This is a genomic window from Streptomyces sp. NPDC050842, from assembly GCF_044456565.1.
Lineage (GTDB): Bacteria > Actinomycetota > Actinomycetes > Streptomycetales > Streptomycetaceae > Streptomyces.
On the sequence record NZ_JBITGA010000001.1, the window covers coordinates 964,950 to 978,807 of the forward strand.

At 74.0% G+C, this 13,858-nt stretch carries 12 protein-coding genes and 1 pseudogene; 6 read left to right on the top strand and 7 right to left on the bottom strand.

From position 1 onward, the window contains the following. Window positions 1-228: 228 nt before the first annotated feature. Window positions 229-912: a GNAT family N-acetyltransferase gene (locus tag ACIBG6_RS04295; protein WP_399220954.1), complete on the top strand. Its 684-nt coding sequence runs from the start codon at window positions 229-231 to the stop codon at window positions 910-912. 229 nt (window positions 913-1,141) lie between these two features. Here the strand turns inward: ACIBG6_RS04295 and ACIBG6_RS04300 are convergent, their stop codons facing one another. Beyond that, window positions 1,142-1,510, bottom strand: coding sequence for a cupin domain-containing protein (locus ACIBG6_RS04300; protein WP_399220955.1), 369 nt, complete (start codon window positions 1,508-1,510; stop codon window positions 1,142-1,144). A gap of 173 nt (window positions 1,511-1,683) precedes the next feature. Here ACIBG6_RS04300 and ACIBG6_RS04305 point away from each other — a divergent pair, with 173 nt between their 5' ends. Next, window positions 1,684-2,745, top strand: coding sequence for an enoyl-CoA hydratase/isomerase family protein (locus ACIBG6_RS04305; RefSeq protein ID WP_399220956.1), 1,062 nt, complete (start codon window positions 1,684-1,686; stop codon window positions 2,743-2,745). A gap of 42 nt (window positions 2,746-2,787) precedes the next feature. Here the strand turns inward: ACIBG6_RS04305 and ACIBG6_RS04310 are convergent, their stop codons facing one another. Beyond that, complete coding sequence (locus tag ACIBG6_RS04310) at window positions 2,788-3,396, bottom strand: TetR/AcrR family transcriptional regulator (RefSeq protein ID WP_399220957.1); 609 nt, start codon at window positions 3,394-3,396, stop codon at window positions 2,788-2,790. A gap of 93 nt (window positions 3,397-3,489) precedes the next feature. On the opposite strand from ACIBG6_RS04310, the gene ACIBG6_RS04315 reads away from it, so the two are divergent. Continuing rightward, entirely contained in the window at window positions 3,490-3,906 is a 417-nt protein-coding gene (locus ACIBG6_RS04315; RefSeq protein ID WP_399220958.1) for a DUF4345 domain-containing protein, read from the top strand. Between the two features lie 15 nt (window positions 3,907-3,921). Here ACIBG6_RS04315 and ACIBG6_RS04320 read toward each other — a convergent pair whose 3' ends face one another. Beyond that, on the bottom strand, window positions 3,922-4,647 hold the full coding sequence (locus ACIBG6_RS04320; protein WP_399220959.1) for a lysophospholipid acyltransferase family protein: 726 nt from the start codon (window positions 4,645-4,647) through the stop codon (window positions 3,922-3,924). 227 nt (window positions 4,648-4,874) lie between these two features. Here ACIBG6_RS04320 and ACIBG6_RS04325 point away from each other — a divergent pair, with 227 nt between their 5' ends. Both ACIBG6_RS04325 and secD read left to right on the top strand, forming a co-directional pair. Further along, window positions 4,875-5,354, top strand: coding sequence for a hypothetical protein (locus tag ACIBG6_RS04325; RefSeq protein ID WP_399220961.1), 480 nt, complete (start codon window positions 4,875-4,877; stop codon window positions 5,352-5,354). A gap of 146 nt (window positions 5,355-5,500) precedes the next feature. After that, entirely contained in the window at window positions 5,501-7,816 is a 2,316-nt protein-coding gene (gene secD / locus ACIBG6_RS04330; RefSeq protein ID WP_399220962.1) for a protein translocase subunit SecD, read from the top strand. A 24-nt stretch (window positions 7,817-7,840) separates the two neighbouring features. On the opposite strand, the gene mgt is transcribed toward secD, so the two are convergent. The 3 genes from mgt to ACIBG6_RS04345 all read right to left on the bottom strand — a co-directional run bounded on the left by mgt (window position 7,841) and on the right by ACIBG6_RS04345 (window position 11,621). After that, window positions 7,841-9,052 (bottom strand): macrolide-inactivating glycosyltransferase, encoded by a 1,212-nt coding sequence (mgt, locus tag ACIBG6_RS04335; RefSeq protein WP_399220963.1) that lies wholly within the window; start codon window positions 9,050-9,052, stop codon window positions 7,841-7,843. Window positions 9,053-9,294: 242 nt separating this feature from the next. Beyond that, on the bottom strand, window positions 9,295-10,950 hold the full coding sequence (locus tag ACIBG6_RS04340; protein ID WP_399220964.1) for an acyl-CoA dehydrogenase family protein: 1,656 nt from the start codon (window positions 10,948-10,950) through the stop codon (window positions 9,295-9,297). A 44-nt stretch (window positions 10,951-10,994) separates the two neighbouring features. Continuing rightward, complete coding sequence (locus tag ACIBG6_RS04345; protein WP_399220965.1) at window positions 10,995-11,621, bottom strand: TetR/AcrR family transcriptional regulator; 627 nt, start codon at window positions 11,619-11,621, stop codon at window positions 10,995-10,997. Window positions 11,622-11,712: 91 nt separating this feature from the next. On the opposite strand from ACIBG6_RS04345, the pseudogene ACIBG6_RS04350 reads away from it, so the two are divergent. Then, window positions 11,713-12,269, top strand: a pseudogene (locus ACIBG6_RS04350) (class I adenylate-forming enzyme family protein); the annotation flags it as partial. Between the two features lie 19 nt (window positions 12,270-12,288). Here the strand turns inward: ACIBG6_RS04350 and ACIBG6_RS04355 are convergent. After that, the gene (locus ACIBG6_RS04355; protein ID WP_399220966.1) at window positions 12,289-13,851 is read right to left on the bottom strand and encodes a DUF4139 domain-containing protein; all 1,563 of its coding nucleotides are present in this window, start codon (window positions 13,849-13,851) and stop codon (window positions 12,289-12,291) included. Between the last annotated feature and the right edge of the window lie 7 nt (window positions 13,852-13,858).

A 13,858-nucleotide genomic window follows, 5' to 3' on the forward strand; every position in this document is an offset into this window, starting at 1 on the left:
GGGTGTCCGAGAGGCTTCACCCACGCGTGTATCCGGGTTCGTTCCGGGTTCTGTTCTCCGAGCGATTGTGGCTGCATACTGTCCTCCTCGCACCGGTGACGAACCGTTTTACCTGCTCGTTTGTCGCTTGCTTGACGTGATCGGCACCGGCGAGAACCTCCCTCCTAGCTGCCGCTGCGGCCCACCCGCGGCGGGAGCTCTCCCTGCCCGTGAAAGACCCGAGGTTCCGTGCCAGTACCTGTTCTCCTGACCGGGCGCACCGTGCGCCTGGAGCCGCTGGCGATGCGGCACGCCGAAGCCCTCGCCCGGGCCGGCGGGGCGGACCGATCGGCCTACGCCTTCACCCCCGTGCCCGACGGCCTGGAATCGGCCCTCGACTACATCGCCCGCGCCCTCGCGGATCAGGCGGCAGGCCGGTGCCTGCCTTTCGCCCTGATCAGTACGGCCGACGAACGGGTCATCGGATCGACCCGCTTCCTCGAACTCGACTACTGGCGAGGCCCCCTGATCTGGCCGCCCCTGCCCGGGCTGCCCCACGGCGATCCCCTGACCGCCGTCCCGGACGCGGCCGAGATCGGGAACACCTGGATCGGCGGCGACGCCCGGGGCACCGGGATGAACACCGAGGCCAAGTACCTGATGTTCCGGCACGCCTTCGAAACCTGGGGCGTCCGCCGGATCACGATGCGTGCGGACGCCCGTAACACCCGCTCCCGGATCGCGATCGAACGCCTCGGCGCCACCTGCGAAGGTGTCCGCCGAGCCCATTCCCGCGGCCTCGACGGCGCGGTCCGCGACACGGCCTTCTACTCGATCCTCGACGAGGAGTGGCCCACGGTCCGCGACATCGTCGAGCTGCGTATGGCGAGCCCCCGCCAGGTGCGCGTCCCCCAGGACCTGCTCCCGGCCTGATCCGACCGAGCCCCCCGAAGGGCCGCTCCGACGGGCGCTCGCGCCCTCACCGGAGCGGTGGTTCCATGGAGGAGACGGGAAGGACTCGCCATAGAGGACGCGGGGTAGCGGTTGATCGATGACCGTGCACCGTGCAATCAGGATCCGCGAGAAGCGGATGAGTCCTTCCCGCCCTCACTTCCGTACGGCCCCCACCTCCGTACGGCCTCCACCTCCGCACGCCCGGGCCTCAGCCCGCCCCGACGGGCAGTGGCCCCAGCCGTGCCTCCAGCCAGACCGGCAGGTCCAGGAGCCGTACGCCTTCCTGCTCGTCCGGGTCGGTCCGTGCGACCAGGCACACCATGTCGCTCTCGCCACTGTTCACCGGCAGGTGCGGCGTGTCCGCCGGGATGTGGAGGTAGTCGCCCGCCGTGAGCACCACATGCTCGGCGAGCCCCGGTCCGTGCCAGACCTCGACCTGCCCGGACTCGATGTAGATGGCCGATTCATGGTCCTCGTGCAGGTGCGGACGCCCCCGCGTCCCCGCCGCCATCACCAGCCGGTGCAGGCACAGCCGCTCCGCCCCCGCCGACTGCGCACTGACACCCGCACCGAACACACCCCCTTGGATCCCTTCGTACGCTCCGGTCCGGACCACCGTGCACTGTCTTTGATCTGCCATGCCCGCAGTACAACAGCCCGGCCCTGGTGTTCGATCAGATCGAGCCGCGCCCCGGGCGCCCGGTACGGTGATCGGGAAAGCGAGCCGCCAAGGGAAAGGGCCGAGTGATCGTGCCGACCGGAACGCCCGACGTACTCCTCCGGACGGAGGGCCGGGCCGGGTTCATCACCCTCGACCGCCCCCGCGCCATCAACGCGCTGACCCACGACATGGTCCTCGCCGTCGACCGGGCGCTCACCGCGTGGGAACACGACCCGGCCGTCACCACCGTCGTCATCGAAGGCGCGGGGGAGCGGGGCCTCTGCGCGGGCGGCGACATCCGCGCCATCCACGACGACGCCCGCGCCGGCGGCACGGCGTCCGCGGCCTTCTGGCGGGACGAGTACCGGCTCAATGCCCGCATCGCCCGCTACCCGAAGCCCTACGTCGCCTTCATGGACGGCATCGTCATGGGCGGCGGCGTCGGTGTCTCCGCCCACGGCTCCGTCCGCGTCGTCACCGAACGCTCGCGGGTGGCCATGCCGGAGACCGGCATCGGCCTCGTCCCCGACGTCGGCGGTACGTACCTCCTCGGTCGTGCCCCCGGCGAACTCGGCACCCACCTCGCCCTCACCGGCGCCCACATCGGCGCCGCCGACGCCCTCCTCGCCGGCCTCGCCGACCACGTCGTCCCCTTCGCCGCTCTTCCCGCCCTGGCCCGGGACCTGACCCGCCTGCCGGCCGACGAGGCCGTCGCCCGGCACGCGGTGACGGCCCCGCCCGGCGTCCTGGCCCACCAGCGGGAGTGGATCGACGGCTGCTACCGCGCCGGAACGGTCGAGGAGATCGTCGAGCGCCTCTTCGAGACCGGCGTCCCGGATGCCAAGGAAGCCGCCACCACTCTGCTCGCGAAGTCCCCGACCGCGCTCAAGGCCACTCTGGCCACCCTCCGCCGCTCCCGCGCGCTCGCGACCCTCGAAGAGGTCCTGGACCTGGAGTTCCGCGTCTCCTGCACGGCGCTGACCACCCCCGACCTCGTCGAGGGCATCCGCGCCCAGGTCGTCGACAAGGACCGCGACCCCCACTGGACCCCCCCGACGCTCCCCGAGGTCACGGACGCGGACGTCGCCCGCTTCTTCACACCCCCGCCCGGCGGCGACCTCGGCCTGGCGGCCGCTCTCCCTCGCGCGTAACAGCCGCTCCTCCGCCCGCGAGGACGAGGCCCCCGACAGACCTCAGCGGGGCCAGTCGGGGGCCGGGTCCTCGTCGAGCAGGGGCCGCAGGGCGCCGACGAGCGCGCCGACGCACGCGTCGCGCAGTTCGACGCGGGTGCACGTCTCGTGCGTCAGCCAGTCGACGCACAACACCTGGACGAAGACCAGCCAGCTCTTCACCACGGCCGACACGGCCTCCCTGGACGGCTCGTCGGCGAGCGGCAGCACGCCGAGCAGGCGCTCGCGCAGGGCGTCGAGTTCGTCGGACATGATCGTCTGGACGAGCAGGTCCCCGGCCAGGACGCGGTTCGCCGCGAGGACGGTGTTGCGGTTCTCCGCGAAGTACTCGATGTGGGCGTCCAGCCCCTCGACGAGCTGTTCGACGAGCGTGTCGGCGGGATCGAACCGCGCCTTGGCGAGCAGCTCCTCGGAGACCTCCTGATAGAGGGCCGCGAAGAGGTCGCGCTTGCCGGGGAAGTGCTGGTAGAGCAGCGCGCGGGAGACCCCGGCCTGCTCGGCCACGTCCTCCATCAGGACGAGGTCGTACGGCTGCGCCGCGAAGAGCCGCGCGGCGACCCCCAGGAGCTGGGCACGGCGGTCGGCGGGGCTGAGGCGTCTGCGGGGAGGCACCCCGCCACTTTACTTGACATGCGTCTAGTAGGCGGTCGTACTCTACGGGAACGTCCCTACTGGACGTGTGTCTACTAGCTGGGGGTTGTCGACATGACCAGAGCCAAGACGCTGCGAGGGCTCGTCCTGACGATGGGGTACGCCTGCGTGGCGATCGGGATCGCCCACGTCCTGCTCGGCAACGCCTCGATCCCGGGCGGCGAGTCGGCCGGCCCGACGATCGACAGCCTGGGCCGCTTCTTCGGCGCGATCTTCGCCGGGTACGGCCTCGCCTGGCTCTGGGCGGCGAGGCAGCGGCCGATCCCGGCCACGGCCGTCCGATGGCTCACCGTTGTGTTCCTGCTGGGCGCCCTGGGACGGCTCCTGTCGCTCCTCGTGGAGGGGTGGCCCCACGGGTTCCAGGTGGCGCTCGCCGCCCTCGAACTCGCCCTTTCCCCGCTGCTGTTCTGGCTGGCCGACGCGGAGGAGAAGGCGAGCCCGGCGCAGCGCGCCCCGAGCGGGACCGCCTGACGGGCGGTGCACCGCTCAGCCCCGGCGCCGGTCGGTCCGGCGCCGCATCCGATGCGACGGCATGGCCGCACCCGCCTCCCGGTCGAGGGCCGCGGGCTCGCCGAGGGCCCCGGCCGCCGTCCGCCAGGCGGCGGTGACGGCGCCGTGGGCCAGGGCCGTCGCCTCGGCCACGTCCTCCGGCAGCCGGATCGGCGCACCGATGTGCACATGCAGGCCGGGTCTGCGGACGGGCGCCGTGAGCACCCCGGCGATCTGCTTCGTCCGTCCGCCGGACGTGATCCGTCGGGCACCGGCCTGCCCGATCGGGACGACCGGCGCCCCCGTCGCTCCTGCAAGGCGTGCGAGCCCCGTGCGGAACAGCTCCGGCGGGTTCTCCGCGGCGTCACTGCGGGGCGGGATGCGGCCTTCCGCGTACAGCATCACGTGCCGCCCCGACGCGAGCGCGACCGCCGCGTGGTCCAGGGCGACGGCGGCCCGCGCCGAGTTCCGGTGGACGGGCACGTGACCCTCTCGGGCCAGCGCCCGGCCGAGCACCGGGATCCGCCAGAGGCCCGCGGCGGCCAGCAGGACGGGCTCGACGGCCAGCCGCCCGCGCAGCGCGGCGAGCACGAGCGCCGGGTCGGCCAGCGAGGTGTGGTTGACGACGAGGATGCTGCCGGGTGCGAGGCGGGCCCCGGGGTCGGTCGTGACGGTGAGACGCCCGAAGAACGGGACGAGGTTCGCTGCGATGCGGCTGAGCACGGGCGGGGCCCCCTGGATCCGTGGACGAGCGGGTACAGGACCATCGTCCGGCGGCCGCGCGGCGCGGGGATGAGCACACGTACTCATCCGTCGTACTCATCCGCCGGACGCGGCAGCACCCTTGTGGCGCGGGCCGGTGGCCGGGGCGTCGCGCGTCCGGTCTAGGCTGAGGCCCCAGCACACACATGACGTCGGGACAGCGGAGTACGGGGGAGGGGGCGGAACCGGTGGCACGTACCGCGCGACAGCTCACGGCCCTCCTGCCCGCGATCCTCTGCGCGTTGTGGTCCCTGCTGCTGCTCCAGACGCCGAGCGCCCAGGCGGCGCCCGTACCCGTCACCGCGTACTCCGGAGCCGTACACCACACGGCGCCCGACGGAGCCGTACACCACACGGCGCCCGACGGAGCCGTACACCACACGGCGCCCGACGGAGCCGGGCACCTCACCGCGCGCTCCGAAGCCGGGCACCTCGCCACGTCGCCGGAGACCCATCTCGCGCCCGACGCCGTCGCCGAACTCCCGGCCGCCGTCGAGCACTCCGTACGGTTCCCGGCACCACCCGCCACGCCGGCCGCCGCGGTGGCCGACCTCTCCGTACCCGCCCGTGGCGTCCTCGCGGGCAGTCCCCACCGTGAGCGCGCGCCGCCCGGCGACCGCCACGAGCCGCGTGACTCCCGCGGTCCTCCCTCTCCCCGGCACAGCTGACGTTCTCCCGCGCCCGCCGTCCGGGCCCTCGGCATGTCCCGGACCGGTCCGTCAACGGCGCGTATCCGACCGTTCGTCCGGCACGGACAGCAGTGGCCCCACCAGGTGGCGGCCCGCCGATCCGTGCGCCGCCTGTGGAGTCACCCATGTCCTCTCGTGCCGTCCTCTGGCGCGCGCTCCTCGCGCTCGCCGTCGTCGCGCTGTCCGTCTGGATCACCCTGACCACCCCGCCCCGCCTCGGACTCGACCTCCGCGGCGGGACCCGCATCGTCCTGGAGACACAGGACGCGCCCTCCGTACGCGCCGACGCGGCGGCCACCGACCGCGCCCTGGAAGTGCTCCGGAAACGCGTCGACGGCCTCGGCGTCGCCGAACCCTCGCTCGCGCGCTCCGGCGAGCGGCGCATCGTCGTCGAACTCCCCGGCCTGCGGGACCCGCGTCAGGCCGCCGAGGTCATCGGCCGCACGGCGCAGCTCACCCTCCACGCCGTCACCGGAGCCGCCGGAGGACCGGCCGGACCGGCGGCCGCCGACGGGACGCGCGTCCTCGCTGACCCGGACGCCCCGGGCCGCTTCCTCGCCCTGGCCGCACCCGCGCTCACCGGCGAGGGCGTCGAGGAGGCCGAGGCCGTGCTCGACACGGTGAACGGCCGCGGCTGGACCGTCGACCTCTCCTTCCGCGACGGGGCCGCGGACACCTGGGCGCAGCTCACCGGCGACGCCGCCTGCGCGGCGCCCGGCGATCCGGCCCGCAGGGTCGCGATCGTGCTCGACGACCGGATCGTCTCCGCCCCCGGCATGCAGTCCGGCGTCCCGTGCGGGGCGGGCATCGGCGGCGGCTCCGCGCAGATCACCGGCGGGTTCTCCGCGCAGGAGGCACGCGACCTCGCGGCGCTCGTCCAGGGCGGCGCGCTGCCCGTCCCGGTGACGACCGTCGAACAGAGCACCGTGGGCCCGACGCTCGGCGCCGACGCGATCCGGGCCAGCGCCCTCGCCGCCGTCATCGGCCTGACCTGCACCGGCGTCTTCGTCATCGTCGTCTACCGGCTCCTCGGCCTCCTCGCCACCGCCGCCCTCCTGCTGTACGGGCTGATCTCGTACGCCTCCGTCGTCGCCCTCGGCGCCACCCTCACGCTTCCCGGACTCGCGGGCTTCGTCCTGGCCGTCGGCATCGCCGTCGACGCCAACGTCCTGGTCTTCGAACGGGCCAGGGAGGAGTACGCGGCCCTGGGCCGCCCCGCTGCCGAGCGCGATCCACGCCGCCCCGTGGCGACGGCCTTCGGCAAGGCGTGGAGCGCCGTCGCCGACTCCAACGTCACCACCCTGCTCGCCGCCGGCCTGCTCTTCGTCTTCGCCTCGGGCCCCGTCAAGGGCTTCGGCGTGACGCTCGCTATCGGCGTCGTCGCCTCGATGCTCACCGCGATGGTCATCACCCGGCTGTTCGCCGAGTGGGCGCTCCGGCTGCCCGCGGTCCGCCGACGGCCGGCGATGACCGGCATCGCCGGCCTCGGCCGGCTGCGCACACGGCTGAACCGCCGCGTGCCCCGGCTGATGGCCCGGCGCCGACGGTGGCTGACCGGCTGCGCCGCGCTCCTGATGGTCGCCCTGGCCGGGATCGGCGTCCGGGGCGTGGAGCTCGGCGTCGAGTTCACCGGCGGCCGGGTCGTCCAGTACACGGCCGAACGCCCGGTGGACGCCGACACGGCCCGCGCGGCGGTCGTCCGCGCGGGCTTCCCCGACGCCGTCGTCCAGACGACCGATGACGAGGACGTCTCCGTGCGCACCAGGGAGACCGGTGACGACGAGCAGCGGGAGATCCGGGAGGCGCTCACCCGCGTCGCGGGACCGGTGGCCGTGGAGCGCGACGACCTGATCGGCCCGAGCCTCGGCGGGGAGCTGCGCACCCACGCGCTCATCGCCCTCGGTCTCGCGGTGGCGGCGCAGCTCCTCTACCTGACCGTGCGGTTCCGCTGGACGTACGCGGCGGCCACGGTCGCGGCGATGGCCCAGGACGTCCTGCTCGTCGTCGGCCTGTTCGCCTGGCTGGGCAAGCCGGTCGACAGCGTGTTCCTCGCCGCGCTGCTGACCGTCGTCGGCTACTCGGTCAACGACTCCGTGGTCGTCCTCGACCGGTTGCGCGAACTGCGGCGCCGGGGCGGCGGCATCCCGCTCGCCGACCTCGCCGACCGGGCCGTCGCCCAGACCCTCCCGCGCACGGTCAACACCGGCATGGGGGCCCTCTTCGTCCTGGTGGCCCTCGCCGTCCTGGGCGGCGACTCGCTCACGGACTTCTCCGTCGCCGTGCTCGCCGGAGTGGTGTGCGGCATGGCGTCCACCATCTTCACCGCGATGCCGCTGGCGGTCATCCTGGAGTCCCGCCACCCGGCCCCCGCACCCCGTGACGGGGCCGCCCCGCGACAGCGGGCGGGCGCGGACCGCGACCGCTCGGGCGCGGTGGTCTGAGGCCGGGCGCGGAGTCCAAGGAACTCAGCCGTGGCGCGGGCCTCGGCCGAGCTCGGCCTCGATCAGGTCGGCGGCGCGGCGCGTGCCGCCCTCCCGCGCCATGGCCTCCTGGATCCGCGCGGCCCGACGGGTCACCTCCGGGTCGCCGACGAGGGCGAGCACGGCCTCGCGCAGCCGCTCGGGAGTGACGTCCTCCCTCGGCAGGTGCCGGGCGACGCCCAGCGCCTGGAGCATGTCGGCGTTCCCGAACTGGTCGACGGCCTGCGGGACGGCGACCATCGGGGTGGCGGTGGCCAGGCCTTCCTGGCTGCCGCCCGCGCCCGCGTGGGTGACGAAGACGTCGGCCTGCCTCAGGATCGCCAACTGCGGTACCCAGGAATGTACTTCGACGTTCTCCGGCAGCTCGCCGAGCTCCGCCCGGTCGACGAACCGTCCGATCTGCAGGACGACGTGCCACTCCGGAAGCGTGCGGAACGCCTCCACGCAGGCGCGGTAGAACTCCGGCTGCTTGGTGAACGACGAACCCAGCGAGACCAGGGCCACCTTCTCCGCGCCCGCCGGCCGCCGCCACTCCCCTTGGTCGGTCCGCGTGCCCTGGCAGGCGCCGACGAAGGTGTAGACGGACTCGTCGACCCGGTCGGCGTGCGGCTGGAGCGCCCGGGGAATCAGCACGAGCGCGCGCCGCGGCCGGGCGATCAGCCGGTCCGGGTGGGTGTCGACCCCGTGCTCGGCCAGCCACGCCGCGAACCGCGCGTAGTAGGCCTGGCCGCGCGGGGACGCCTTGAGCTCGGCGAACATCGGCTCGGCGACCTCCTCCTCGTACCCCTCCCACGGCACGAGGTTCGGCCACAGCGAGAGCGACGGAACGCCCCACGTGTGGGCGAGGACCGGGGCCGGGTAGGCCGTGATGTCGTGGAGCACGAGGTCGGGGACGTCCTCCTCGAAGGCCTTGGCGAGCTGCGGCAACGCCTGCACGGCGTCGGTCAGGAACGGTTCGACCTGGTCGATCAGCTCCGTGCCCCAGGCGTCCGGGTCGTCGTCGGTCGGCAGCGTCGAGGCGTAGACGACGGGCGTGGCCCCGGTCGCCGCGACCTTCTCCGCGAGGGGGGCCGGGATGGCGTAGCTGACGCGGTGTCCGCGCGCGACGAGCTCGCGGATGACGTCCAGGCTCGGGTTCACGTGTCCGTGGGCGGCGATGGAGAACATGGCGAGGTGGGCGGGGGGAGTGGGGGTCATGGCGGACACCCTAGGTACGGCGATACATGCCGTTAACCGCCGCGAAGTCCGGGTCGTGCCGCGCGGTACGCGTCCGGCGCCCGCCCCCGTACGAGAGGGGCGGGCGCCGGGACTGCCGTTCGGTGGAGCCACTCGGAAACGGCGGACTGACGGGCGGGTGCCGGCCGTCCGGGCAGGCGGTCGCGATCAGGGCGGCGGACGGCCGGTCCCGGGCGGACCGTCGCTACCGGGGCGGGCGGTCGCTACCGGGGCAGGCGGTCCAGCAGGCCCGCGAAGTCGGTGCCGGCCGGGAGCGTGCCGAAGGCCAATCCCCGGTCACCTGCGAGGCGGGACGCGCAGAACGCGTCGGCGACGGCGGCCGGGGCGTGGCGGACCAGCAGTGAACCCTGCAGGACGAGGGCGGCCCGCTCGATGAGCCGCCGGGCGCGCAGCGGCGCGTCCTCGGTGAGGACGAGCTCCGCGCGCAGCTCGCGCCACGCGGCGTCGAGCCGCCGGTCCGCTCCGACGGCGGCCTCGATCTCCCCGCCGAAGGCTTCGAGGGACTCCGGCTCACGGGCCAGCGCGCGCAGCATGTCGAGCGCGTTGACGTTTCCCGAGCCTTCCCAGATGCCGTTCAGCGGGGCGTCGCGGTAGAGGCGGGGCAGGCCGGACGCCTCGTCGTAGCCGTTGCCGCCGAGGCACTCCAGGGCCTCGGCGACCGCGGCCGGCTGCCGCTTGCAGACCCAGTACTTGCCGACCGCCGTCGCCAGCCGCAGGAACGCCCGCTCCCCGGCGTCGCCGCGTTGGGCGCGGTCCGCCGCCCCGGCCAGGCGCAGCGCGAGAGCGGTGGCGGCCTCCGACTCCAGGCCGAGGTCGGCCAGGACGTTGCGCATCAGCGGCTGTTCGACGAGACGCGCGCCGAAGACGGACCGGTGGCGCGCGTGGTGGGCGGCCTGGGCGAGCGCGGCACGGGTACCGGACGCGGAGCCGAGCACACAGTCCAGCCGCGTCATGGTCACCATGTCGATGATCGTGCGCACGCCCTTGCCCTCGTCGCCGACGAGCCAGGCGACGGTGTCGTCGAACTCGGGCTCGCTGCTGGCGTTGGAGCGGTTGCCGAGTTTGTCCTTGAGCCGCTGGATGCGGAACGTGTTGCGGCTGCCGTCGGGCAGCACCCGCGGCACGAGGAAACAGGACAGACCGCCGGGCGCCTGGGCGAGGACGAGGAAGAGGTCGTTCATCGGGGCGCTGGTGAACCACTTGTGCCCCCGCAGCCGCCAGGTCCCGTCCGGCTGCTCCTCCGCCGTGGTGGTGTTGGAGCGGACGTCGGTCCCGCCCTGCTTCTCCGTCATGCCCATACCGGCGAGCAGGCCGCGCTTCCCGCCGGGGGCCCGCAGACCCGGGTCGTACACCCGACTCGTGAGCAACGGCTCGTAGACGGCGGCGAGTTCGGGGGAGCGGCGCAGGGCCGGGACGACCGCGTACGTCATGGAGACCGGGCATCCGTGCCCGGACTCGGCGCTGCTCCACACCATGAACCCGGCGGCGCGCGCCACATGGGCGCCGGGCCGCGGGTCGGCCCAGGCGCTGCCCGCGAGCCCCTCGCTGACGGCCACGTCCATCAGGGCGTGGTACGAGGGGTGGAAGTCGACCTCGTCGACCCGGTGGCCGTAGCGGTCGTGGGTGCGCAGCACGGGCTCGTACCGGTTGGCCTCGTCCGCCCAGCGCTGCGTCTCCTCGCTGCCCGCCAGCCGGCCGACCCGGTGCAGGTCGTCGAGGTACCACTCCGCGCCCTCCCGGCGTACACCCTCGATCAGCACCGGGTCGTCGGCGACGTCGTGGCCCGAGAGCGGCGGGGGCTGGTTGGTCACCTCGTGCGTCACGGCGCTCGGGGCGGTGCGGGGGACGGTGGCGGTCATCGGATTCCTCCAGGTGGCGAGTGGCGGAAGGGGTCGAACAGAGGTCACGGCGTCGGTGCCGGCGTGGCGCCCGCGCAGCGCAGGGCCATGGCGACGAGTTCGGCGAGGAGCTCCTCTGTGCCGCCCTCGCCGGGGGTGCCGGGCGTGCCGAGCGGGTCCACGAGGACCTCGCCGATCGCCCCGGTGAGAGCGGCGGCGGTGACCCGCCCGTTCTGCGGCGGCAGCAGCCCCGCCGCCATGCCCTGCTCGACCGTCTCGGCGAACAGGGCGCGGTAGCGGAGGCGGTAGGCGAGCCGCTCGGCGCCGACGGCCGGTTCGGCCGGCGCGGCGAGGAGCGCGTAGGCGAGACCGCGGTTCTCCAAAGCGCGGCGGGCGAAGGTCTCGACGCCGCCGGCGAGCCGCTCGACGGGGTCGCCGTCGCCGCGCAGCACCTCGCCGAGGACCTCCACCTCGTGCCCGGAGGCACGCCGGAACACCTCGACGGCGAGAGCCGCCTTGGACGGGAAGTGCTGGTAGACCGAGCCGGCGGCGATCCCGGCGGCGTCGGCGACCGCCGTCACGGACGCCTGCGCCCAGCCGACCTCGGCGACGACCTCGGTCGCCCGGGTGACGAGGTGGTCGCGGACGGTTTCGAGCCGACGAATCTCAGCTGGGGTCTTGCGGTAGGCCATGGAAGAAGTGAAGCATCATTCAGAGCTTCCCGCCATGGCCGGTCCCGGACCGGCGCGGCTCGTCAGGAGAACGTGATGCGTCTCAGTGCCCGCGATCGGACGCGGCGGCATGCCGGGCGTGGACCTCAGGGTCGTACGGCCGGACGGGACCGACGCGGCGCCGGGAGAGCCGGGCGAGATCTGGCCGCGCTGCGACACCCGGATGGTCGGCTACCTCGACGATCCGCAGGCCACCGCCGAGGCCTTCGCCGGGGACTGGTACCGCAGCGGCGACCTGGGACGGACGGACGAGGACGGCTTCGTCACGATCGTGGACCGGATGAAGGAGGTCATCGTCACCGGCGGCGAGAACGTCGCCTCACAGGAGGTGGAAGGCGTCCTCCGCGGTCACCGGACGTGCTCGACGTCGCCGTGATCGGCCGACCCCACGCGCAGTGGGGTGAGACCGTGACCGCCGTCGTCGTGCCGCGCGCCGGCACGGCACCCGACCTGGAAGACGTACGCGCCTGGCTCGGGACGCGGATGGCCCGCTACGAGGTCCCGCGCGAGCTGCTCCTGCGGGTGGATCTGCCGCGCACGGCCTCGGGGAAGATCACCAAGCACGTCCTCCGGGCGGAACTGGCAGACGGACCGGGCGACGTCGGCTGATCCCGCGGCGCCGCCGCGGTCAGAGCCCCGTGACCTTGCCGCTCGCCGACAGCTCGTAGACCAGGGTGACCGTGCGGCGGCCGCCGGGCGGGAGGGCGACGTCCCAGCGGACGATGCCCTCGGCGTCCACCCCCTCGGGCGCCGGGGAGCAGGCGTCTCCGCGCAGGCGCACCTCCACCGCCGAGACCTCGGAGACCGGGATCCGCTCGCGCAGGGCGACCAGCCGCTCGCCGCTCTCCCCGGGAGCGGAGAACCGGGACAGATGCAGCCGGACCGTGCGGGTGACCACCGTCTTCTGGGTGATCCCGGTGGTGTCGCGGGACTCCTCGGCCTCCCGGACGACCCGATAGTCGTCGCGGCTGCCGAAGGCCAGCTCGACGGGAGCGCCGGGAGCGGTGAAGTCCAGCGTGCCGCGACCGCCGAAGCCGTTGTCGCGGACCAGATCCACCGGGCCGGCGAGCAGGACGTGCCCGGACTGGTTGTCGAACCGCACCACCTCGGTGACCAGGGGAGACAGCTCGGGGGAGCAGGCGTACTCCCGGTGAGCGGCCGTCGTGTACGCGGAGAGCGGCACGCGGTGGGCGCGCCCGTCACCGGGCACCGAGACCGGCGCGGGGGCCCTCAGCACCCGCGCCTCGCCGCCGTCGTCCACTCCCGGCAGGCCGAGTACCGGGACCGGGCCGAGGCTCCCGATCTCCTCCTCGCGCAGCTCGACGTCGACGGTACGACGCTCCGCCGACGAGCGGTCCCTCAGCGTCAGCCGGTCCTCGCCCAGCCGCGGCGGATCGGTGGCCAGCGCCGAGCGGGCCGTCGACAAGGTCAGCCGTACGTCCGACCAGTCCTCGCCCGTGCGCTGCCAGACCATCGCCTCGGTCTCCAGCGTCAGGGACTTCCCGTCGAGCACGGCCCGGTAGGCGGGCCGCCACAGCGCACAGGGGGTGAGATGACTCAGGCGCAGAGTGGCCGGCCCGGCGGCCGAGGCCTCCACGGTCAGCTCCACATGGCCGAGCAGCTCGGCGGGCTCCTCCTCGGCGAGTTCCATCGCCCGCCGGGAAGCGGCGAGTGCGGCGGCGACCACGGACAACCGCGCCTCCACGGTACGGAGTCGCTCACCGTGCTCGTCGCGCTCCTCGTCCACCCGGTCCAGCTCCCGGCCCCAGCGCGGTCGTTCGCTCTCCCCGAAGCCGGTGCCCTCGCCGATCTCCCGCAGCACGTCGACGGCGAGCTTCCCCAGCAGGTCGAGACGGGCACGGAGCCGGTCGCGCCGCTGCTCCAGGGTGACCTGCTCCTCTTCCAGGGCGTGGACGCGGAGGCGCAGGGCCGAGTCGTCGTCGGCCGACGGCAGCGGTCCGCGCGGCGTCCAGTCACGGACGATCCGCACGTCGAGCACGGTCGCGGGGTGATCGGCGGTCAGCTCCGCGTGGAGGGTGCGGTCGACGGCCAGCGCGCTGACCGGTCCGAGACGCAGCCGTTGGACCCCGGCCACGAGGTCGAGCACGGTGGAGCGTTCGACATGGGCGCGATCCTCGAGGCACGTGACGGCGGTGACGGGGAGGGCGATCGGGTTCGGGGCCGTGGACATGGCGGGT